The organism is Streptomyces sp. NPDC005820 (assembly GCF_040630255.1).
Lineage (GTDB): Bacteria > Actinomycetota > Actinomycetes > Streptomycetales > Streptomycetaceae > Streptomyces.
Map to the genome: position 1 here is coordinate 22,141 of NZ_JBEXXE010000038.1, position 21,724 is coordinate 43,864.

Consider the following 21,724-nt stretch of genomic DNA (forward strand, 5'->3'; position numbering starts at 1 on the left):
TGAACTGCCCGCCGGGCCGATCACCTGTGTTGACGCCCGCGGCTGACCGAGCGTACGGGTAGGGGGCACCGTACGGTGCCCCCTACCGGCCGACGTCGCTCAGAAACCCTCGGCCTCCATCGCCCTCTCCTTGTTCAGCAACCCCTGCCGCTCCGCGTCCGAAGGGCCGGAGTCCCCTCCGCCTCCGCCGCCCTTGCTCAGGTCATGGAGACCGGAATCCCCGAGGTCGTAGGTGCCGAGTTCCTCTCCGGTGTCGTCCACGATACGGACGGTGTATCCGCGCCAGCTCGAGAGGTTCCGGCCCGGTTGCTGTTGCCAGGCCCGCAGGAACTTGTAGGCATCCGTTGTCTTGGGCACCTGGAAGAAGATCTCGTTGATCTTCGCCTTCATGGCCTTGAGCTGGCTGGCGCCCTTCGACAGCTGCCTCATGAAGGCATTCTGGTTGGGGTTCTCGATCGTCTTGACCTCGCGGTAGCCGGCGACGTTCCCCTGCCGGTCCAGGAGCTTGAGGTCCGGATTCAACTGCCCCTGCTCGTTCTTTCCCTTCCTCTCCGGATTGATCTCCGCCGTCGTGTCCTCCGGCCCGCCCTCCAGTGCCTTGTAGGAGTTCTCCTCGGTCAGCAGCTCCTGCTTCTTGGAACCCCTGTGTTCGTCACGGAGTGCTGCCGCGGCGTCGTCCCTGGTGCTGGACGCGGTCTCGTGCGTGGGGTCCCCGCCGCCGCCGCCACCGCCGTCGCCGTCCTGCACCGCGTAGGCGATGTTCGGGCCCGCCACCGCCCCGATGGCCGTAGCGGTGCCGGAGATGGCCAGTCCGGTGCCGGCGACGTCGAGCGCCGCGCCGAGCGGGGCGCCGATGCCCGTCGCCATGAGGGCCGTTCCGCCCGTGTCGGCCGCCGCGCCCAGGATCAGTTCGCCGACTCCGAGGGCCGCCTGGGCCCAGTCGGTGCGCTGCATGACGTCGTTGGCGGTCTGGGCGAAGCCGGAGACGGCGTTGCTGATGGAGCTGAACCAGCTGGCTCCGGTGGGGTCGCTGCCGGTGACCGGATCGTTCCCGCTGTAGTCGTAGCCGGAGATCTGCGTGGGGTCCGAGGACTCGAGGACGGGGTCGAGGGAGACGAAGCGACCGGTCTGCGCGTCGTACTCCCGGGCGCCGAGGTTCTCGAGGCCGGTGCCGGCGTCGGAGATTCCGCCGACATAGCCCTTGTCCCCGAGCCAGGAGCTGGGCGCGGTGCCGCGGACCTGGCCGAACGGGAGGTACTGCCTGCGGGTGACGGCCTGCGTCTGGTAGTCGATGGAGAGGGTGTCGGTTCCCTGGCGGTCGGGGATCAGGTACTGGATGTCACCGCTGCTGCTGCGGGCCGCGACGGTGGTACTGCCAATGGTGTAGTACCGGGTGCCGCTGAGGGTGTGGGTGCCGGTGTTCTCGATGATCTCTTCGTCGTCGAGGTAGAGGCTGGCCCGGCCGGGGCCGGTGCGCAGCACGAGGTTGCCGTCGGCGTCGTAGAGATAGCCGGTGCTGCCGGCGGAGGTGGTGTCGGTGGCCAGTTTGTCCTGGTCGTTCCAGGTCAGGGTCTGGTTGCCGAGGGTTCCGCCGCTGACGGTGGTGGTGTCACCCGCGCTGTCGTAGGTGTAGGAGGCGGTGTTCGCCGTGGCACCGGGGCCGGTGGCTGTGGTGGAGGTGACGGTGTGCGGCTGGTCGGTGGCCGAGCCGGCCGGCGGGTAGGCGTACGTGGTGGTGGTGTCGTGGGTGGTGTCGCCGCCGGTGTCGTGGTCGGTCTCGGTCAGGCGGCCGCCGTCGGCGCGGTAGGTCCAGCTCTCCCAGTAGGGGTCGGGTCCGCCGACCATGGAGCTGCTCCCGGCCGACGGGGCGGTGGCGCAGTGGTCGGTCGCGGTCCAGGCGGCGGACAGCCGGACGTTCCAGTCGTAGGCGTAGCACTGGGTGTCGGAGGTGGCGCCGCCGTTCTGCGCGTCGGTCACCGAGGCGAGCAGGCCCGTGCCCTTGGAGAGGTCGTTGTCGGACCACTTGTAGGAGATGTCGTCGACGACGGTGGAGCTGCTGGAGTCGGTGGTCCTGGCGTCGGTGGGCTGGCCGGTCTGCGGGTCGTACTGCAGGGTGAGGTCGACCCAGCCGGTGCTCGGGCCCATGGAGTACTGGAGCGGGTGGCCGTACTCGTCGTAGCCGACGGAGTTGACGTAGGTCCAGGCGGTGGTGCCGGTACTGGCCAGGCTGGTGGGGTCGCCGTACTGGTCGTATCCGGTCGCGATGGTCTCGGCGGGCAGTCCGCCGGCCGCGGCGTCCTGCTGGGTGGCCGGGGTGCCGGTGGTCTTGTAGGTGTACGAGGTGGTGTACCCGCCGGAGGGGGCGAGTGCGGCCTCGTCGGCCGGGAGGTTGGCGAGGGTGGTGCGGGTGGCGGCCGCCTCGCCCAGGCTGGTGTAGGCGAGGACGGCGTTGGTCACCGTGGGACTGGAGGTGCCGAGCTGGTAGGAGGTCGAGGAGGTGAGCAGGCCCTTCTTCAGGGTGTCGTACGTCCACGCCGCGATCTGGTCGCTCGTGGAGGGGGTGGCGCCGCCCGTGGTGTCGTAAGCGGCCGTCTTGCGTCCGCCCGCGTCGTAGGAGTAGCTGGTCGTCCTGGAGCGGGAGTCGGTGGTGGTGAGGACCTGTCCGGCGTTGTCGTACGTCGCGCTCGACGTGCCGGCGTCCGGGTCGCTCGCGGAGGTCTGGTCGCCGAGCAGGTTGTAGTGCCAGCTCCAGGTGTTCCCGGCCGGGTCGGTCTCGCCGGACTTCGATCCGTCGGGGTTGTAGGTGTAGTGGGTGTCCGCGTAGTCGCCGCCGGGGTCGTTCACCGGGTCGGCCGGGACGCCGGAGTGGTACTGGTAGAGGTCGGTGTCGTGCCCGCGGGCGTCGGTGAGCCGGGACTCTGCGACGCCTCCGGCCGGCGGGACGGTGGTGGTGAAGTTCCCGCCGAAGATCGTGGTGGTGTGCCAGGTCTCGGTGCCCAGCGCGTAGGCGGTGGCGAGGGTCTTGCGACCCGCTCCGTCGTAGGTGAAGCCGGTCTCCGACGGGATCTGGCCGTCCTGGGCCTGGACGAGCGTGGCACCCGGAGCGCCCGTGGTGTAGTAGGGGTTGGTGGTCTTGGCGACCCATCCGTCGGTGTTGTAGACGGTGTCGGTGATGGTCCGTCCGCCGTCGACCGTGGCGGTCTGGGTCTCGCGCAGGCGCAGGAAGGAGTCGTAGAGCGACTCACTGACGGCGTAGCTGCCGTCGTCGTTGAGCGTCTGGGTGGACACCACGCTGGGCGAGGACTGCGCGAGGGCGTAGGTGTACTTGGTGCTCGCGGCGGTGATGCCGGGCCGGAAGACCGCGGTGGTGCGGCCGAGGGCGTCGTACTGCGCCTTGGTGACGTAGCCGGCCGCGTCGGTCTGGCTCAGTTCCAGGCCGCGCAGCGGGTCGAGGGTCTCGGTGACGGTGTGGGTGAGGGGGTCGGTGGTGGTGACGGAGGTGGGCGAGGCGCCGGTGGCCGGCGTGTAGGCGACGTGGGTGGTGCGCTGGTCGGGGTCGCTGCTGGACAGGGTGCGGCCGTACTCGTCGACGGTCAGCGCGGACATCGTCGACCAGGTCGGTGTCGAGCCGCTGTAGGAGGTCACCTGCTGGGTCGTCGTCGGATCGCCGACGGTCGGGGCGGCCCCGAACGTGGTCGAGCCGTCGTAGAAGATCCGCTTGTCCGACACGGCGTCACCGGGAAGCGAAGGGGTGTCGGCGCAGTCGGCGGAGACGGTGTCGGTCTCGTCGGGGGTGTCGAGGATCCACGCGGAGGTGTTGTCGGCGTAGGTCGTCCTGGTGCAGATGTCGTCCGAGGTGGTGGAGACGTCGCCCTTGTCGTCGGTGCCGGTCACCCGGCCGTCGGAGTCATGGGTGCTGTCGGTCTCCGTCTCGCGGGTGGCGCCCGACGCGAGCGGTGTGTAGACCCGGGTGCGCGCGGTGCCCGTGAGGTACGCCTTCTGGGCGGGCAGGCCGCCGCTGAGGGTGTGCGTGGCGGTGGCCGGGGAGGACCAGGGGTCGGTGACGGTGTCGTTGACGACCTTGCCCGAGTTCCATCCGTTGTAGAGGATCGTCTCGTACGTCAGTCCGGCGTACTGGTCGGAGTCCGGGACCGCGGTGTCCCCGCGCGAGTCGGTGACGCTCGCCGAGCGCGTGGCGCCGCCCGGGAGGGTGTCGCCGTCCATGCCGCGGAAGTAGGTGTAGTCGGTCTCCGTCCTCGGGTCCGGGGCGGTGCCTGTGGAGACCTTCATCCCCTGGTACCCACGCCACTCGTTCCAGGTGCGCTGATCCGAGGGGGTCAGTGGGTTGTCGTCGTAGTGCCAGGCGGGGCTGCCCACGGGGGTGTAGGTGGTGACCGTGTCGTCGGCGACGCCGCCGCCGGTCGGGTCCTGCTGGGTGACGGTGGTGACGATGTACTTGTTGAACCAGTCCTTGATGGGGGCGGTGAGTCCGCTGGGCGTCCAGTACGACGGGAAGCACAGCGAGGTGTTCTGGCTGTCGTCACTGGGGATCGCACTGCCGCACGCGGGCGCCGAGTACCCGACGCTGATGATCTCGCCGGTCTCGGTGGTGATGGTGTTCAACCGGTAGCGGGTGATGGGCGCGTAACCGTCCGTCAGGTCGACGCGGTTGGACAGCGGTGTGCCGGAGAAGGTGACCGGTGCCATGGCGAGTGAGCCGGACGATCCTCCGGCGCTGGTGTCCTGCCCGGTGCGCACGATGGACGACAGCCACAGCGAGGGGGTGGTGGCGTCACCGGTGGCCGGGAAGGCGTAGGTGAACGCCCAGGAGTCCACATTGGTCTCGGTCGTTCCGACCAGTTCCTGCGTCTGGACGCCGGTCAGCTCGTACTCGGACCAGAAGGACGGCGACTGCGCGGTGCAGGCGGCGCCGCTGGCGCAGTTCAGGTCGTAGGGGACGTCCGGCCAGTTCGAGGCCGTGGAGGAGGACAGTCCGGAGACCGCGCAGCCGGTCGAGGTGGTCTTGCAGCGGCCGTTGTAGGTGAAGTTGATCTGGGCCGCGGGGCTGGTGGTGTACACCGAGCCGTCACGCTGGCCGTACTGGATCTTCGTCAGCCGGGCGTCGCGAAGGTAGGACGTGTTGGCGGTGCTGCCCAGATCCCGGGCGTAGTAGTTGGTGTCGTCGGTGTAGAAGGACGACATCACATCGCCGTGGGTGTCCTTGACGTAGTCAAGCATCCACCGGTAGCCCTGCTGGCACCAGGAGGAGGAGAAGGTGGCGTTGTAGCACGGCTGCCCGGAAGCGGTGGCGTAGACCGGCTCGGTCAGCACCGAGTTGGTGGCCGCGTCACCGCTGGCGTACCCGGGCAGATGGTTGAGGCCGAAGGTGTACTGGGTGCCGTCAGGGGTGGTGACGCGGAAGTACTCACCGTTCTGGGCGCCGTTGGACGCGCCGGTCAGGTATTGGACCCGCTCGTCGGCGTCGCCCTGGGCGCGGTAGGTCCCGGTGCTGTCGTCCTTGACGAGGAGGGTGGTCGACCCGTTGAGCGACAGTGTCAACCGGCTGTCGGAGGACCAGCAGTTGTCCCAGGTCTTCGTCGTCCCCGACGGGTTGTCGTGGCAGGACCGGTAGGAACGCTCGATGTAGTTCTCGGGCAGGGAGAAACCGTCGCCGACCACGGACGCCTGGTTGTTGGTCGAGGAGGTGAGCCCGTCGACGCTCTGCGAGTTGTAGTTGATCTTCAGTCCCGGGGCGAGTCCGCCCGGGACGGTGGGGGCGCTGAGCGGATACGACCAGTCGAAGGCGTCGGTGCTGCCGCCCGCCTGCCAGGAACCCGACGGCTTGAGGGAGGTGGCGGAGAAGTCACCGCCGCCACCGCCGCCGGACGACGACGTCGCGGCGAAGACCATGGGGGCCGACGAGGCGGAAGCCTGCGGAGTGGACTCGGAGACCGCGGACGAGCGCAGCGACACATCGGCGGAGACCCTGCCGCCGGTGGCGTCGTTCCTGGACCTCAGAGCCGTCCGGGTCCGGCATGCGGACGCCTTCGGGGTGGTCAGCGCGCAGGCGGGCAGCGCGACCAGATGCAGCCGGGAGGCCCAGTCGGCGCCATAGGCGTCGGCGAACGACCGGTAGTCCACGGTCAGACGCGCCGTACGCACCTGGGACTTCGTATCGGGTACGACGCTCAGCAGGACGCCGTCGACACCGGCGGCCTTCGCGGCCGACCGGGGCAGTACGGTGACCGTCGCACCGCTTGCGGACCGATGCGAGGCGGTGTGCGAGGCGTCGGCGCCGTGGCCTGCCGCGTTGAGCCACACCGGCAGGGAGCCGGCTCGCCCGCCGGCGCCGGGCGGGTCGACGCGAGCGGAACCGGTCGGCCAGACCACCTTCGCCGGCTGCCAGGACGACGGCTTCTTCGGCTTGCGGTAGTGCGAGGTCACCGCGTGGACCGGGACCGGCTTGGTGGGATGCGGGACGGGGGGTTGCCGGTGCGCCGCGGGTGCGGCGGCCAGGGTCGTCACCGCGACCGCCATGGTCACCGCGGTGGCGAGGAGGCCCCGGACGAGGGAAGACCGGGGTATACGTCTCCAGGTTCTGACGGTCGGTCGGGTTTCTCCCTTTGCCATAGCAGGCCTACCCCCTGGAGATGGACTCGCATGAGTCATGTTTTGGTGTGGTGATCAGGGCATCGAGCGATGCCGAAATAGCCCCTCGGCCGTCTGCATGACCAGAGAAGCGATTTGACGAGAAAATGGCGCGATTGATTCAACGCAAAGGCGTGGGCATTACCGAATCAAAAGCCTGGCCGTGTCCGGCCATGTCAGCCAATGGCGATGACGGGGTGAGCGGCGGGGTCGATCCATTGCATGATCTGGGTCATCGCGGCGGCCGGCAGCGCCACGCAGCCTGCCGTGGGCCCGGCTTGCGGACCGAGGTCGTGCAGGAAGATCCCGGCACCGCGGCCTTTGACCGCAGGGTCCATGTTGTAGTTGATGACCAGGGCGTTGTGGTACTGGGTGGGGTACTCGATCAGGTGCTCACTGCCGTCGTCGCCGGTTTCGGTGAGGTGGAAGCCGCCCTGGGTGGAGGTCCGCATCTGGTTGTAATAGGCAGACGTGGGGTCTTCGACCCACCAGTCGGCATTGGTCACCTTGTGGTAGGGCATCTTGGTACCCGGGTTGGCGCCGACGCCGAACCCCTGGGTGATGGTGTAGGTGCCCGTGGGGGTGGTGTCGGTGCCCTGTTTGCGGGTCGCGCCGCTGGTGATGCCCTTGGCGCCGATCCGGGCGGTGGCGGTGAGGACCTGGTGCCAACTGCTGCCGCTCTTCTGCCAGCTGGTGACGGTGGCGTGGGAACCACTGGCCTTGACGGTGATGACCTGGGTGGCCTTGCCGACGGTGACCGTGACGGGGAAGGGCGAGACGGTGGGCTTGGTGATGTACGAACCAGCGGGCAGGATGAGCTTCTCACCAGGTCGGATCACGTAGGGGGACACGATGTGGTTGTCCTCGGCCAACGCGGTCCAGCCGCCCGGCACATGCTCCTTGGCGGCGATGCCGGACAGTGTGTCACCGCTGACGACGGTGTAGCTGCTGACGGGGGTGGTACCGGCGGGAGTGGCGGCCTGGGCGGCAGTGGCACCCAACAGACCGGCGCTGATCCCGGCGGCGGTGAGGGACGCCGCGGTGGTGGTGTTGCGCAACAGCGGGGTGGTGCGGGGGCGGGCGTGGCGCCCGGAAGAGGCCGGCATACGAGGAGAACTCTCCAGAGTCGTAAGAGGTGTGTGACTCGACGGCTTCCGCAAACGAAGTTGCCAGGAAACAATCCGTCTACGCGCTAAGGATTATGACTGGTGGTGAGCACACGAATCGGTGTGCCATTGCCAATGGTTTGGCAATGGGTTTCCTCCCCTGCGACAACTGTCGGAGCCGGGGCTCCCGTTGACGCTGTCGGCCCGGATCGGGGTGGGCGCGGGCATCGGCTTCTCGGCGGCGGTCCGATCTTCGGCTCCGGCGTCTCGGGGAGGGGCTTCTCCTCCCCGATCGCCTCGAGCGCGCCGGCGATCTCCTCGTCCGACACCTCCGTCGACGGCGGCAGCAGCTCGCCCGGGTCACGGGTCTCATCAGGCCACAGCATCGCGTGCGGCACGATGACGTCCTCGCGCACGCGCAGCATGCCGCGTCCCTCCCGGCCCGACCGGACGTACGTCGCGAAGGCCACCTTCGAGGAGCGCTCCAGGGCCTGGCGCCGGAGCTTGCAGGGCTGGCCGCGACCTGTCCCGGGACGACTTCGTCCCCGGCGTACTCCTAGCCCTTGCCGATCTCCGCAGTCGAGACCGCCCCGTCCCCGCGCTACCTCAGCACCCGCCCCTGACCGGGCAGGCCCCGTATCCGGTCGGGTGACAACACCCCGGCGGGCAAACCTCCACCGGCGCCAGGCCGTCGTGCCGAACATGAAGCAGATCAACGGCACACATATGGCCGTGCCGGGCCTGGCCTGGCCGTGATGGAGCTCGCGACCGCCTTCGCCATCCGACAGGCAGCGGTACCTGGATCGGCCGCTTCGGCACCGCCAGCATCCAGTTGCCCCTGCTGGCGTCGATACGTAGAGGTATCGGTGCCGAGTCCTTCTGTCGACAGTTGATCATATGCCTGTGACAGAGCGGTCAAAAAATCTCAACAATATTGATGATCACACCTACCGACCAACGGTAAAAAAGGAGACACACCATGCGTTTACGGAACCTCACTGCCGCCATCACCGTCACCGCCGCTCTCGGCCTCGGGATGGCCGCCTCCGGGGGAACGGCCAGCGCGGGAACGGGCGACGCCCCGGCCCCCACCGCGCCGGCATGCGACACGTCAGCCCTGCGTATCGCGTTCGACGGCAAGGCCCACTACAGCGCCCCGGGTGAGCAGATTCCCGTGATCGTCCACCTGACGAACACCAGCGGCACCGCCTGCAGCCTTCAGGGCTTCCCCGACGTGGACCTGAACGCCGGCAGTGACACCTGGTCCCTGCTGCACAACAACGACGACCACATCCCGGTCACCCTGACACCGGGCACGAGCGCACACTTCGCCATCACCTACATCTCGTGGCAGGAGGGCATGGGCACGGAGTTCGACGCGACCTCCGCCACGATCACCCTCCCCGGCGCGACCACCTCCGTCACGCTCCCCTGGCCCGGCAGCAGCATCGTCGGCCAGAACGGTGCCACGCACCCCGGGACGTACGTGGGCCCCATATCCTTGTAAGCACCTGACGCCCCGAAAACCGTGCGGCCGCGCCTCCGTCCCCCGGGAGCGCGGCCGTTCTTCTTCGAGGGCCGGCGCCTCAGTCCGGGCCCGCACACGGCCAGTTCGCCATCGTCTGTCAGTCCGCGCTCCACCTCGCCGCCGTCCTCATCCGGTCCGTCGACTGGTCGCTGTCTCAGCCATCGACGACCCAGTGCGCGTCCGCCGGCCAGGATCCCGTGCTGACCGTGTGCTCCACCAGCCTGAACGCCTCATCGATGGCCACGGTGTCCCGGTCCGAGTACTCGTCGTGCTGCTCGTTGGAGAGGACGAACCCATCGCTCGATCCTTCGGCTCCTGGATGGTCGGATGGCGGTGAAGTTCCCGCAGCCGTAGTGACGGCAGACCACGGGGGCGGAGTGCGCAGCCGATGCGTACGGCGCGCTCCAGATCTCCCGCAGCCGGTCGGCGAGGTCGCGGTTCCCGGTTTCGGCGTGGCCGGCGCGGTAGGGCCTACCGACAGGCCGGGCGCCGGGAGCCATGCCGTGTCGAGCTTCCCGTTGGCCGTCAGCGGGAGCGCATCCAGGGCTTGACCGTGGCGGGGAGCATGTGGCCGGGCAGGACGCCCGCGCATCACCGAGACGAAGGTCCACGTGACCGCACAGACCCGCACCCGGCGCCTGGCGCTTGCCGCCACCCGTTCCGTCGGGCGTGCGCTGCCCGGCGGGCATCTGTACGTGACGGACCCCGGCCGGGCGGCTGCTGCCGCAAAGCGGTGGCGTTCGGCCTCGTCCAGCACATCCACGTCCTCGACCCCGGCCCCGGGCGAGCGCAGTGCCTGGCGCGACACCGGCGCCGCCGACGTAGATCTCATGCGCCACGCCGGGGCACTCAGTCGCGCGCCAGTTCGCCCTCGCCTGTGCCAGCGTCGTCGAAGTGATACCGGGCGGTGTCGTCGTGAAGCCGGGTCAGGGAGATCTCCACGTCGTCCAGGCACTTTCCGGCGCCGTAGGTGAGGTGCTCCACGACGTTCACACGGTCGGACGTACGGCTCCGCAGCGTCCAGTACCCGCCGCAGCCCAACGTGGGGTAGTCGGCCTTGGCGACGCGCTCGCCCCGGGCTCCTCCCGTGTACTCGATCCGAACGTCGTAGACACTGGCCCCGTCCGCCTGGTTCACGATCCCCCGCCATGTCCCGGCGAAGTCGAACTGCTGCGGCGAGGGCGGGGCCGACGTGGGGCCTCCGGTCTCCCCGGAAGCGGCGGGGGGATCGGAAGGAGACGGCGAGCGGGACGGTGCGTGCGACGCGGCCGGCTGAGCTGTGGAGCCGGCCGCGTCGCCGTACGGTGCCGTCGTCGCCGTACCGCCCGGGCTGCCCGCCTCGTCGTCGCCGTCGTCGCGCGCCATCAGCACGACGGACAGGGCGATCCCTCCGGCAAGGACGACCCCCAGCGCGGTGAGCAGCGGTGCCAGGGTACGGCGGCCCGTGCGCGCGGGCGGGAAGAAGACCGGCGTCACGGGTGCGTAGGCCGGTGCCGGTGGCGTCCCGGCGGCGGGGCCGGGCACGCGGGCGGAGGTCGAGGTGGGCGCGTGGTGCAGGGCGTGAGCGGATCCGTCGACCTGGGTGGGGACCGGGCCCTCCAGTGCGAGCAGCCGTACCGCCTCCTGGCCCAGCCGGGTGGTGAGTTCCGGCGGAAGCCAGCCGTCTTCGGGGAGGTCCGCCCCCACGGCACGGATCGCCTCGGCCTCGACCTCCGCCGGGGAGGGCCGGTCCTCGGGATCCGCGGCCATGCAGCGCTCCATCAGAGTGCGCAGTGCGCCGTCGACGCCGTCGAGTCGGGGCGGCTGGGAGATCACCCGGACAAGGACCGCGTGCGGTGCGTCGTCCTCACCGTCGAAGGGGCCGCGGCCGGTCGCGGCGTAGGCCAGCAGCGCGCCGAGGCCGAACACGTCGCTCGCCTCGCCGAGTCGTTCTCCTCGCGCCTGTTCCGGAGACATGAACCCGGGCGATCCGATGACGGCACCCGTGCGGGTGGCCACGCTGGAGTCGACGGCCCGGGCGATGCCGAAGTCGATGACCCGGGGGCCGTCCAGGGTGATGAGCACATTGGACGGTTTGAGGTCCCGGTGCAGGACACCGGCGCCATGAATGACCCCCAGGGTCGCCGCGAGCCCACGCGCCAGGTGCCACACCGCCGCGGTCGGCAGAGGCCGGCCCCACTCGTCCACCACCTGCTGGAGTGACGGACCGGGCACGAACTCCGTCGCGAACCAAGGGGTGTCGGCCTCGGTGTCGGAGGCGACCACGGAAGCCGTACCGGCACCGGACACCCGGCGCGCGGCGGCGACCTCGCGCCGGAACCTGCGCTGGAACTCCGGCTCCTCGGCAAGGTGCGGGTGGATCAGCTTGACGGCGACGAACCGGCCGTCCTGCGCACGGGCCAGGAACACCTGGCCCATCCCGCCGAGTCCCAGCCGGCCCAGGAGCCGGTAGGGTCCCAGAGCCCGCGGATCACTGCCGCGCAGCGGCTTCATCGCACCGTCCGTTCCACCCCAGGCACCTCGTCCCCTCAGCCGCCTGTTCCCCTGTCGTGACGGCCCCGCCATTCTGACAGCCCACACCGCACAGGGCACCGGATTCCCGGGGCTGCGCACGTCTCGAACGGCTCTGCCATCCGACTTGAGGAGCGCGGTGATGGCGGACCGCCCCGCGATACCCCCGCAACTGGCCCGGACAAGGATCATGGCCATCCTCGGATCGGCCACGCCTCCGGTCCGCCCACAGCGGCCGGACGCTCGCGGCCGACGGCGTCACCAGTGGAAAGGGCCGGTCAACAGCCTCGGTGGTGGCAGGTGATCCGGTCCGCCGATGACGGACGCTCGAGGCGCCGGAAATCCGGTGGAGCCGAAGGAGGTGGTGTCCGAGGGCTCGGCTTTGCTGCGCGGCTTCAGGGAAGGGAGAGCCGACCGGGCGTTCGTCGAGGCCGGGATCATCGAGATCCGCACCCTGCTGGATGTGCCCGCCCTCGCGCACGCCGAGGGAGTCACGGCGAGTCCGGGCACGATCAGCGCGGCCGACGTCTACCAGGAGTGGGCGCCGCACTATGACGCCCCCGGCAACCAGATGATCGACGCCGAGCAGCCCGTTGTCGGCGCATCCTGGACAGCCTGCCTGTCGGCACGGCGTTGGGGGCGCGGCCTGCGGGACCGACCGCCCCACCGCCTACCTGCATGAACTCGACCCCCACGCGATCGGCGTCGAGAAGATCGCCAAGTCCAAGCCAGCCGAGCACAGCCTGCCGATCTCCTGGAGCAAGGTGGCCGACAGGGCGGATGTCGCCTGATGCGGGACTAACGAGATGTTGGTGGAGCGGCCGGTCGGCCCAGAGCACCGTCGATGCAGCCTGCCATCCAGTTCTGGGATGTTTCCACATCTAGTGCCTCTGCGTGCTCGACGCACTCCGCCCCTGCCGCGCCGGTGTTGTCGAAAGAAGTGGGATCGCCGAGATGCCTCGCCGGTCCCCCTTGACCGAAGCGGTAGCCCTCCTCGTACTGCTCCGCATATCTGCCCTTGCACCCGGATACAAGCAGCAGCGGGAAAACCAGAAGTGCAACTATGCAACCCTTCACCTGCTTGGTGAAGCCCGGACAGCCACACCACGCGACCGCCCCAGGCTCGTCCTTGACGTGAAGAATCGGGAGGGCTTCCTCGTCCATGTGGCCCATCCTCCCAGAACACCCCAACAGGCAACGTTCGCCGGGGTGTTGGGGTGATCGTTGCAGGGCTGGAACGAGGCCGGCATGCGGCAGAGGCTGCACGAGGTTCTGCTCGGCCAGCTCAACGGCGCATCGCGACCGGTCTGTCAGCCGTTCCGGCCGCTCGGATGCCAGCAGCTCCCTGGCGACCCTGGCCTCACCGTGTGGTTTGCATGTCATGATCGCGCGATGAGGAAGATCCGCCCATGGCCGCCGCAGCCCTGACCACCGCAGCCCTTCTGTCCGGTACTTCCTCGACCGCGCAGGCCATGCCCGATCCGGCCCAACCAGGCCCGTTCGACAAGCGAGTTCACTGCGCGTCGACGTCGACCGCAACCACGGGCAAGGTCGCCTGAAGTTCGACGGCGTCGCCATTTGGACCGGCAGCAGGCCCGCGCAGGTCAAGTACGTCGTGATCGTTCAATACACGCTCACGTCCAAGGACGGCAGGTACGACGCCGGCCGGGGACAGAAGATCGGCGTCATCAATGCCTTCTGCCGCAACCGGCCGAACAACAAGTGCCCTGCTTGGATGAACCAGTGATCGATTCCGAAGACCGGGAGCAGCAGGCGGCCGTAACCCGCCTGTTGCTGTACTACCTCAACGCGCCCATCGCCGAGGGTTGCCGCCTGCGCGGAGTCCTGCCCGCCCCGGGCGCCGTCCGGATCGCCGTCCACGCAGGAGACGGGGACGGCGCCACCTTCCTGTACGGGATCCCCCACGACACCGTCGCCCCGTACTACATCCCAGGCTTCCTGCGCACCGCCCTGGCCGGCACCCAGCTCTACGGCAGCAGCGACGTCAGCGAAGCCATGGGGATGACCGTCATCCGTCTCCGTCCCAAGGAGATCACTCCTGATGCGGAACCCGAACAGGGGCAGGCCCTCACCGTCCTGCGGGCCCTTTCGGACCCCGGCGATGAGGAGGCCCCTTTCTGATCGGGTTCCTGCTGCTGGACGACAGCGTGCTGCGTCTGTACGTGCAGCCTCCCGGCCACCCGGGCATCCTCGGCGTCGACATCCGCCTCACCGGCGCGCCAACCGCGCTGATCGCTTCCCTCCCGAGCCTCATCGAAGAAGAGCAGCACCAGCGACGGTCCCCCGACGACCCGCACTGAGGCCGAGATCCCGGTCACCTGCTCCCTGCACGCGCGGGGATGTTCCCGTCGCGACGAACCCACAGCGCGGGCATGAACAACGGCTCCCCTCGTACGAAGGGGATGGTTCCCACACCGCGCTTCCAGGCGTGGAGGTCGCCGACGGCACCCCGACGCCCCCCGGGAAACTGCCCTCGGCGCTCGGACGTCGGGACTGATGCGCGAGGGTCGGTCACGGCGTGGCCCCCGGCCGGGCGGGCCGGTCCACGCAGGTTCCCGTGTACGCGTATCCGGGCAGCAGCCGTTGCCAACGTCCGTGGTCGACGGGGCCCACCACACGACACAAGGCCGTGACGCGGTCGGTGATGCCGAGATCCCACAGTCGGACGGTGCCGTCGTTACCGGCGCTGGCGACCGACCTGCCGTCCGGGGCGTAGGCGACGCTCCACACCGCGCGGGTGTGCCCGGTCAGGGTCGCGACGAGCCGTCGCCTCCGGAGATCCCACACCCGCACGGTGCGGTCGTTGCCGCTGCTTGCGAGGGAACGCCCGTCGGGGCTGAAGGCCAGGCCCCGCACCGACCCGACATGCTGGCCGAGCAACCCGGTCACCCGGGCCCGGGCCACGTCCCACACCCGGATGACGCCGTCGTTGCCGGAGCTGGCAAGGGTGTGGCCGTCGGGAGCGAAGGCCACGGCGCGCACCGAGCCACCCTTCGCAGTGAGGACGGCGGCAGGGCGGGCACGCGAGACGTCCCAGAGCCGCAGGGTGAGATCGTCGCTGCCGCTGACGACCATGGCGCTGTCGGGGCTGAAGGCCAGGCAGTTCACGAAGTCGGTGTGCCCGGCGAGCACCGTGGCCCGCGCGCTCACCGGACGGCCCGAGGCCGACACCCTCCACAGCCGTACGGTGTGGTCGGCGGATGCGGAGGCGAGCCATCGGCCGTCCGGACTGAACGCCACGTCGAACACGGCACGGGTGTGACCGGTGAGCACGACCGGGGCGCCCCCGTCGGCCGTGACGGGCCACAGCCGTACGGTGTGGTCGGCACCGGCCGATGCGAGCCACCGGCCGTCCGGACTGAACGCCACGGCGTAGGCCGCGCCGCTGTGGCCGGTCAAGGTGCGGATACGGACGCGGCGTGCCACGTCCCAGAGCTGAACGACGCCGTCCGTCGCCGCGGAGGCGAGCATCCGGCCGTCCGGACTGAAGGCGGCCTTCCACAGTTCGCTGACCGGGTACGCGCTGAGAGTGTGGCCGGTGAGGTCCCACAGCGCCATGGTCCCGTCGAAGCCGGCGGTGGCCAGCAGGTCGCCTTTCTCCGCGACGGCGACGGCCATCACGTAGTCGGTGTGACCTGAGAAGGAGTCGACCGGGCGGCGGGTGTGGACGTCCCAGCGGACGATCGTGCCGTCGCCCCCCGCTGAGACCACCGTGTGGCCGCCGGGTCCGAAGGCGAGCCCGTTCACGTCGTCGTCGTGGCCCGTGAGAAGGGCGGTCTGCCGATGGGTCGCGGGGTCCCACAGCCGTACGGTGCGGTCCGCTCCGCCGGTGGCGAGGACACGGCCGTCGGGGCTGAACGCCACCGCGAGGACGTCGCCGCTGTGGCCCTTCAGGACGGCGGTGGCCCGGCGGGTGCGCGGATTCCACAGCCGTACGGTGCGGTCGGACCCGGCGCTGGCCAGGCGGGAGCCGTCGGGGGCGTACGCCAGCGCGAGGACGTCGCCGGAGTGCCCCGGCAGCCGCGCGGTCTGACGCCCGGTGCGCGTGTCCCACAGGCGCACGGTGGCGTCCCGGCCGGCGGAGGCAACCGTACGTCCGTCGGGCGAGAAGGTCACCGCGCGGACCGGTCCCTGATGTCCCTTCAGAACGGCGATCTGGCGTCGGGCTGACACCGACCAGAGCCGGACCGTCGCGTCCGAGCCGGCCGAGGCCAGGGTGCGCCCGTCCGGTGAGAAGGCCACGGACCGCACGGGCCCGTGATGGCCGACGAGCTCCCCGGCGCCCCGTCGGGTGACGACGTCCCACAGCCGTACGGTGCCGTCGGAGCTCGCGGAGGCCAGCTGCCGGCCGGGGCCGAAGACCACGCTGTTCACCGGCCCGCGGTGGCCGGTGAGCCGGCCCGCGAAGGCGTTGGCCTGCGTGCTGAGCAACGCACTCCGCGCCTCGGTGGTCCGCGAGGTGCGGTAGGCGGCCTCCGCCAGCAGCATCGAGGCCTCCGGCTGCCCGAACGCGAGTTGGGCGGAGCGTGCCGCCATGGCCTGCGACAGGGCCGTCCTGCGCTGTTCGTCGGCGGAGATGCGCTGCTGGAAGACCGTTGCGCCGGCCAGGAGGGCCAGCGCGAGCAGGACGGTCAGCACGACGACACCCGTCCGCTGTTGGCGTACCCGGCGCCGCGACAGGCGTCGGCGTAGGTCCTCCTCCCGGTCGGAGGCGCGCAGGAAGTCGGCCTCCACGGGCGTCGGCACGCTGTCCCGGCCGCTGGGCCCGGCTGCCCACTCCCGGGCGGCCGTCAGCCGGGCCCCTCGGTAGAGCAGGCTCGGGTCGCGGTTCTCCCGGTCCCATTCGCGGGCGGCGGCGCCCAGTTGCTGATGCAGGAGCAAATCGGCGCGCGTCGTCCTGACCCAGGTGCGCAGTCTGGGCCACGCCCGCAGCAGCGCCTCGTGCGCGATCTCGACGCGGTCGGCGTCCACCGTGAGCAGACGGGCGGTCACCAGTGCGTCGAGAGTGGCCCGTGCGGCGGCCGGGTCCCGCAGCCCGTCGAGCAGTTCGGTCGTGGTGCGCGGCCGCCGGGAGGCCTCGTTGTCCTCGCCGACGCGCACCAGCCGCAGCAGCAGTCGGCGGGCGGCGTCCTGCCGGGCCGGTGACAGCGCGGCGAAGAGGTCCTCGGCCGCGGTGGCGACGGAACCGTGGATCCCGCCCGTCGCCAGGTAACCCGCCACGGTCATGGTGGAGTCGCTGCGCCGCTGCCAGGTCTCCCGCAGGGCGTGTCCGAGCAGCGGAAGGACCCCGGGACGGCTGATCGGGACGGCCGGGTCCGGACCCTCGCCCGCGGAATCGGAAGTGTCGGCGACTCCCAGGTCGCGCAGCAGCAGTTCGACCAGTCCCGGCTCCAGTGAGGTGCCCGTCGCCGTGGCCGGCCGGATGATGCACTCCCGCAGTTCGTCCGTGGTCATCGCGCCCAGCGCGAACAGTCCGTCGCTGACGACCGGAACCAGCGGCGGGTACTCCAGGCAGCGTCCTGTGACGTCGGCTCGCACCCCCAGTACCACGGCGAACGCTCCCTCGGCCGCGGGTTCGTCGCTGTCGGCGAGTGCCACGAGCGTCGTGACGTAGGCGCTGCGTTCCGCCTCGTCGTCGCAGAGGGTGAAGACCTCCTCGAACTGGTCGACGATGAGGACACAGCCGTGGGGTGGTCGCGCGGCGGCGGCCGTGCAGGGCGCGGCTTCGCGGGCAGCGGTGAAGGAGCGGAGGGCCGCCAGGAGTTGGCGGGACCGTTCGCCGGGCGGGCCGTCCTCGTCGTGCAGGTGGTCGAGGAGACCGGCGGGCAGTGCGGCACGCAGCGCCTGCGTCAGGGCGGACAGTGGACGCGCTGTGGGAGTGCACATCACGATCGGGGCGTCGGCGCCGACGAACGACGCACGGTCGACGTCGACGGGGAGCGGCCCGTCGGAGCCGGTGCCGCGTCCGCCGTCCGCGAGAGCGGGGACCAGGCCGGCTCCCAGCAACGAGGACTTGCCCGACCCGGAGAGCGCGACGACGGCCACCGGCCCCTTGCCGAACCGCTGGGCGAGGCGCCTCACGAGCGCGGCGACCGCCTGATCCCGGCCGAAGAAGCGCCCGGTGTCACGTGGACCGAAGGCCGACAGGCCCGGATAGGGGCAACTCTCGCCGTCGCCGTGCGCCGACGAATCCTCCCGCAGGGCCGGCGGCAGCAGAGCGAGCAGGGCGCCGTCGGCCTCCAGAGCGTCGTCGCACCATCGCGCGACATCGCCGTTGACGGGTTTCCTGCCGTTCTCGATCTTGCTCAGATAGCCCTTGCTGTAGTGCGTGATCCGTGCCAGGTCGGCCAGTGACAGGCCGCGCGCCAGGCGCAGTTCGCGCAGTGCGGTGCCGAACGACGCGTGCTGCGGCCGCCGTCGAGCGGCGGCCGTCGGGTGCGCCGGACTGCCGTCCTTGTGGTCCATACGTGGTGTGCCCCCGAGGCCAACGGCGCACAGGGCGCCGTTTCTGACGCCGAGTGGTCAGCTCGGCGACGGTGTGTCTGGGGGATGCTAAGCCGGGACGTGGACGGGGAATCTGCGGCATGACGGGAAGTGACGAGCGTCACTGAAGGCGCCGTGCGTCCTGCACCGTGAGACGCGACGGCCGGTTCCTGAAGCCGCTCCGGTACGAGGCACTGTGAGCCTGCGTACCGGAGCGGTGGAAGTGGGGTCGGCCGGCGAAGCCGGTCAGCTCACCCCCGGAATCACGCAGTTGCGGACGCCGTCCAACCAGGCGTCCCCCCTCATGTAGATGTTGCTGACCCAGCCCTGGTACTCGGGCAGGTACGACCAGACGTCGTTGGTGTACCCCTCGGCCGTGACGCTCTCGGCGTGCTTCTGGCAGGAGACCGCCACACCGGTCGGACCGGAGAGCCGAGTCACGACACCCGCGCCGACGGAGGGCGTGCTCCGGATCGTCACCCCGCTGCCCCAGGTGCTGTAGGCGTGCGCTCCGACCGGGGTCGCGGTGCCCCTGCCGTCGCAGGCCGGGACGCCGGCGAGCCAGGCGTCGCCCTTCATGTAGATATTGGTGATCCAGGCGCCGTACTGCGGAAGGTAGGACCAGGCATCGTTGGTGTAACCCTCCGACGTCACGGTCTGGGCGTGCATCTGGCAGGCGACGGTGACCGAGGTGGGGCCGGCCAGCCGGGCGACCGTCGACCCGTTGACGGTGGACGGCTGGGAGCGGAGCGCCACGTCCGTGCCCCAGGTGCTGTAGGCGCCGCCCTGGGTGGCGTTGCCTCCGCCGCCGGGGCCGATCTGCGAGTCGTAGTCGGAGCCGGAGCAGGTGGGCACCTCCGGCAGCCAGGCCGGGCCCCTGAGGAAGATGTTGCTGATCCAGCCGCCGCGGTTGGACAGATACGTCCAGGCGTCGTTGGTGTAGCCCTCCGCGCTGACGCGCTCCCCACGCTGCTGGCACTTGGCGTACACCAGGTCCGGTCCGGACAGCCGAGTCACCACACCTGCCGAACGGTTGGGGTGCTGGCGTACGGCGACGTCCGTGCCCCAGGTCACCTGGAGCGTGCCGTCATAGCCCGGGGGCTCCGTGAACGGGCTGCCCTGCGGCATCCGCGTGACGCCGACCAGACGGTTGTTGCTGATGCGGGAGTTGATGTCGATCACGCGGATCGGCAGCTGCGACTGGTAGGCCTCGACGACGTAACCGTCCCCCAGGTAGAGCATCATGTGGGTGATGCTGGCCACCGTGCCGCCGATGCCGGTGTACACCAGGTCGCCGGGCTCCAGGTCGGACACGGCCGGCTTGCCTCCGCCGACGCCGTTGACCTGCTTGTACGTCCGCCCCGCGCCCTCGAACATCCCCTTGGCCGTTTTGTCGCCGAGGATGTCGTACCCGACCGCCTTGAACCATGCCCAGCGGGCGAGGCCCGAGCAGTCGAACCCGCGGGTCTGGGGGTCGAGCGCGGTCTCCTCGAAATGGCTCGGGCTGCTGAGGTCCCACGTGCCGTAACTCTGGCCGGGAGCCGGTCCATGGCCTCCGCCCCACGTGTACACCGTCCGCGCGCGCCATTCCGCGCAGGCTGCGTCCACGGCGCGCTGGGCCTCGGGCGAGGCGATGCCCTGCACGCCGCACCAGTTCTGCTCCCCCGTGCCGGCCGCCTGGGCGGCAGTCGTCGGGAGGAGGGCCAGGAGGAGGGCCGTCACCATCGTGGCGACGAGCCCCGCTCCCCTGCGCAGTATTCTCATCCGGTTCTCCTCTCGCGTCCGAGCCGCCTGCGCGTGGCGCCGACAGCCCGGACCGCGTTCGATCACGCCCCCGTGACGCCCAGGAGCAGAACAGGCCTCACCGTGGCCTCGGCGGGCGGCCCGGGGCCAGGGGTTTCCCGTTGCCTCTTGGCGAGATGACCGGGAAACCCTGATCCGACCTGCCCGGACCCGCTCCGGTCTGATCAGCCGCGCCAGATCTTGATGTACGTCACCGCGTCGTTGAGCGTGTCGCCGACGTAGGGCACGGAGCGGCCGAACGTGCCGTTGCCCCTCGGGCCGCTCAGAAAGGCCTTGGTGCATCCACCGTCGACGAGGAGCGACGACAGGTGCGTGGACCAGTAGCTGTTCGGGCTGAAGCTGTAGCCCGCCGCGTCGCAGGGCCCGGCGTTGCCGTAGACCTTGGTGTACTCGCCGCCCCAGTCGGCGTGCTCGGACCAGGTCATCAGCTCCGTCTGCGCCGCCGCTCGCGGTACGGCCGCCGCGGCCCGGGCGGAGGCGCCGGGACCGTCGAAGCACTGGTGCAGGCTGACGTGGGAGGCGCTCCCGCCGGCCTTCACCTCGTCGAGGACGAGAACGCAGTGGGTCGGCCCGGAGCCCTTGGCATCGGCAGGGGCCGGCGCGGCGACGGCGGGGCTACCCAGCGCCACCACGAGGGCGGCCGTCGCGAGCGCGAGCATGGTGCGTGGGATACGCATTCGGATCTCCAAAGGGGTGTCGTCGACACGGTTGCCGGACGGGGGTGGCGGTACGCGCCTGCTCACCACCACGGGTCCGTGCAGTGGATGCCGGACCGGGTCGAACCGCAGGCGCGGAACTTCCAGTTGGGGTCGTTGCTGGTGCGCTGGGCCGCGCTCGTCTTGTTCTCGCCGCCCCGTGAGGTGAACGGACCGCACTGGATCCACGTCCGGCCCCCGTCCCGGGTCCAGTCCATCCACACCTGGTTGCCGGGCTGCACGTCACCGGCGATGAGGGCCCATCCTCGTTGCACGCCCCGGATGTTGCCGTACTGGAGGCTGATGTTGATGCCCTCGCTCCACAGCGTCACCTGGCGGGCGGCGGTGTCGTAGGCGTTGTCGGAGATGTCGATGAACCCGTTGCGGCCGCCCTCGCAGTCCGATGCGGCGGCCTGCGCCGACCCCGCCGGCCCGAGCAGCGTCATGCCGCCGGCGAGCAGCGCCGCGGCCGCCGCCGCAGACAGGGTCCTCCCGCGGACGGTCTGCCGCGCGGCGGACACAACACGATTCCAACTGATCACTGGCCCAGATCCCTACGTGAGTCCCGCCCCGGGGCCGACGCACGGTGCGACGGCGCTCCCTGGGGATCGGTGGTGCTCACGCTGCCGTCACGGGGCGTGGGACGACCAGGCGTTTCCCGGGGTTGTCCGGTTGCCCCTGCCGTGGGAAACGGCGGTGCTGACGGTCACCGCGGCCCACGGACGGAGTGCCACGTCCACGGCCGCGACGGCCGCTCCGGCGACCGGATGAACCCGGGCCGGCCGTACTCGTTCGTCGCGGCACGGGAGTCGGGCCGCACGTCCTGGTGCCGACTGCTGGAGCCGGTCCGCCTCGGTCCCGAGGACGACGGCGTCGAGATGACCACCGCCCGGGTCCGCCGCGCGATCACTCGAGCCGCGGGTGATGGC

The 21,724-nt window shown here is 70.4% G+C and carries 14 protein-coding genes and 1 pseudogene; 6 read left to right on the plus strand and 9 right to left on the minus strand.

Features of this window, described 5'->3' with window-relative positions:
* Nucleotides 1-99: 99 nt before the first annotated feature.
* The 3 genes from ABZ464_RS36965 to ABZ464_RS36975 all read right to left on the minus strand — a co-directional run bounded on the left by ABZ464_RS36965 (nucleotide 100) and on the right by ABZ464_RS36975 (nucleotide 8,179).
* A complete protein-coding gene (locus ABZ464_RS36965; RefSeq protein ID WP_359284863.1) occupies nucleotides 100-6,537 on the minus strand; it encodes an RHS repeat-associated core domain-containing protein in 6,438 nt (2,145 codons plus the stop codon).
* A gap of 287 nt (nucleotides 6,538-6,824) precedes the next feature.
* A complete protein-coding gene (locus tag ABZ464_RS36970; RefSeq protein ID WP_359284866.1) occupies nucleotides 6,825-7,754 on the minus strand; it encodes a L,D-transpeptidase family protein in 930 nt (309 codons plus the stop codon).
* A gap of 86 nt (nucleotides 7,755-7,840) precedes the next feature.
* The gene (locus tag ABZ464_RS36975) at nucleotides 7,841-8,179 is read right to left on the minus strand and encodes a hypothetical protein (RefSeq protein ID WP_359284868.1); all 339 of its coding nucleotides are present in this window, start codon (nucleotides 8,177-8,179) and stop codon (nucleotides 7,841-7,843) included.
* A 554-nt stretch (nucleotides 8,180-8,733) separates the two neighbouring features.
* Between ABZ464_RS36975 and ABZ464_RS36980 the strand changes: the two genes are divergently transcribed.
* Nucleotides 8,734-9,261, plus strand: coding sequence for a DUF4232 domain-containing protein (locus tag ABZ464_RS36980; protein ID WP_359284870.1), 528 nt, complete (start codon nucleotides 8,734-8,736; stop codon nucleotides 9,259-9,261).
* Nucleotides 9,262-10,131: 870 nt separating this feature from the next.
* On the opposite strand, the gene ABZ464_RS36985 is transcribed toward ABZ464_RS36980, so the two are convergent.
* Nucleotides 10,132-11,775 carry a serine/threonine-protein kinase gene (locus tag ABZ464_RS36985; RefSeq protein ID WP_359284873.1) on the minus strand — a complete coding sequence of 548 codons (1,644 nt, stop codon included), beginning with the start codon at nucleotides 11,773-11,775 and terminating at the stop codon, nucleotides 10,132-10,134.
* 334 nt (nucleotides 11,776-12,109) lie between these two features.
* Here ABZ464_RS36985 and ABZ464_RS36990 point away from each other — a divergent pair, with 334 nt between their 5' ends.
* Entirely contained in the window at nucleotides 12,110-12,475 is a 366-nt protein-coding gene (locus ABZ464_RS36990; protein ID WP_359284876.1) for a hypothetical protein, read from the plus strand.
* A gap of 116 nt (nucleotides 12,476-12,591) precedes the next feature.
* Here the strand turns inward: ABZ464_RS36990 and ABZ464_RS36995 are convergent, their stop codons facing one another.
* The gene (locus tag ABZ464_RS36995; RefSeq protein WP_359284879.1) at nucleotides 12,592-12,957 is read right to left on the minus strand and encodes a hypothetical protein; all 366 of its coding nucleotides are present in this window, start codon (nucleotides 12,955-12,957) and stop codon (nucleotides 12,592-12,594) included.
* A gap of 245 nt (nucleotides 12,958-13,202) precedes the next feature.
* On the opposite strand from ABZ464_RS36995, the gene ABZ464_RS37000 reads away from it, so the two are divergent.
* The 3 genes from ABZ464_RS37000 to ABZ464_RS37010 all read left to right on the plus strand — a co-directional run bounded on the left by ABZ464_RS37000 (nucleotide 13,203) and on the right by ABZ464_RS37010 (nucleotide 14,114).
* Nucleotides 13,203-13,352 (plus strand): hypothetical protein, encoded by a 150-nt coding sequence (locus ABZ464_RS37000; protein WP_359284882.1) that lies wholly within the window; start codon nucleotides 13,203-13,205, stop codon nucleotides 13,350-13,352.
* A gap of 184 nt (nucleotides 13,353-13,536) precedes the next feature.
* The gene (locus tag ABZ464_RS37005; protein ID WP_359284884.1) at nucleotides 13,537-13,935 is read left to right on the plus strand and encodes a hypothetical protein; all 399 of its coding nucleotides are present in this window, start codon (nucleotides 13,537-13,539) and stop codon (nucleotides 13,933-13,935) included.
* A 26-nt stretch (nucleotides 13,936-13,961) separates the two neighbouring features.
* Nucleotides 13,962-14,114 (plus strand): hypothetical protein, encoded by a 153-nt coding sequence (locus ABZ464_RS37010; RefSeq protein WP_359284887.1) that lies wholly within the window; start codon nucleotides 13,962-13,964, stop codon nucleotides 14,112-14,114.
* Between the two features lie 211 nt (nucleotides 14,115-14,325).
* Here ABZ464_RS37010 and ABZ464_RS37015 read toward each other — a convergent pair whose 3' ends face one another.
* The 4 genes from ABZ464_RS37015 to ABZ464_RS37030 form a co-directional block, all read right to left on the minus strand.
* Nucleotides 14,326-18,279: a helix-turn-helix domain-containing protein gene (locus ABZ464_RS37015; RefSeq protein WP_359284890.1), complete on the minus strand. Its 3,954-nt coding sequence runs from the start codon at nucleotides 18,277-18,279 to the stop codon at nucleotides 14,326-14,328.
* Nucleotides 18,280-18,543: 264 nt separating this feature from the next.
* A complete protein-coding gene (locus tag ABZ464_RS37020) occupies nucleotides 18,544-20,061 on the minus strand; it encodes an NlpC/P60 family protein (RefSeq protein WP_359284893.1) in 1,518 nt (505 codons plus the stop codon).
* A 203-nt stretch (nucleotides 20,062-20,264) separates the two neighbouring features.
* A complete protein-coding gene (locus ABZ464_RS37025) occupies nucleotides 20,265-20,777 on the minus strand; it encodes a hypothetical protein (protein ID WP_359284896.1) in 513 nt (170 codons plus the stop codon).
* Nucleotides 20,778-20,839: 62 nt separating this feature from the next.
* A complete protein-coding gene (locus ABZ464_RS37030; protein ID WP_359284899.1) occupies nucleotides 20,840-21,316 on the minus strand; it encodes a hypothetical protein in 477 nt (158 codons plus the stop codon).
* 207 nt (nucleotides 21,317-21,523) lie between these two features.
* Between ABZ464_RS37030 and ABZ464_RS37035 the strand changes: the two are divergent.
* Nucleotides 21,524-21,706 (plus strand): annotated as a pseudogene (locus tag ABZ464_RS37035) (transposase); the annotation flags it as partial.
* Nucleotides 21,707-21,724 lie beyond the last annotated feature (18 nt).

Coding starts and splice junctions, on each gene's coding strand:
- ABZ464_RS36965 (WP_359284863.1), bottom strand. CDS start 6,537: ATGGCGGTCGCGGTGACGACCCTGGCCGCCGCACCCGCGGCGCACCGG.
- ABZ464_RS36970 (WP_359284866.1), bottom strand. CDS start 7,754: ATGCCGGCCTCTTCCGGGCGCCACGCCCGCCCCCGCACCACCCCGCTG.
- ABZ464_RS36975 (WP_359284868.1), bottom strand. CDS start 8,179: ATGCTGCGCGTGCGCGAGGACGTCATCGTGCCGCACGCGATGCTGTGG.
- ABZ464_RS36980 (WP_359284870.1), top strand. CDS start 8,734: ATGCGTTTACGGAACCTCACTGCCGCCATCACCGTCACCGCCGCTCTC.
- ABZ464_RS36985 (WP_359284873.1), bottom strand. CDS start 11,775: ATGAAGCCGCTGCGCGGCAGTGATCCGCGGGCTCTGGGACCCTACCGG.
- ABZ464_RS36990 (WP_359284876.1), top strand. CDS start 12,110: ATGACGGACGCTCGAGGCGCCGGAAATCCGGTGGAGCCGAAGGAGGTG.
- ABZ464_RS36995 (WP_359284879.1), bottom strand. CDS start 12,957: ATGGACGAGGAAGCCCTCCCGATTCTTCACGTCAAGGACGAGCCTGGG.
- ABZ464_RS37000 (WP_359284882.1), top strand. CDS start 13,203: ATGGCCGCCGCAGCCCTGACCACCGCAGCCCTTCTGTCCGGTACTTCC.
- ABZ464_RS37015 (WP_359284890.1), bottom strand. CDS start 18,279: ATGGACCACAAGGACGGCAGTCCGGCGCACCCGACGGCCGCCGCTCGA.
- ABZ464_RS37020 (WP_359284893.1), bottom strand. CDS start 20,061: ATGAGAATACTGCGCAGGGGAGCGGGGCTCGTCGCCACGATGGTGACG.
- ABZ464_RS37025 (WP_359284896.1), bottom strand. CDS start 20,777: ATGCGTATCCCACGCACCATGCTCGCGCTCGCGACGGCCGCCCTCGTG.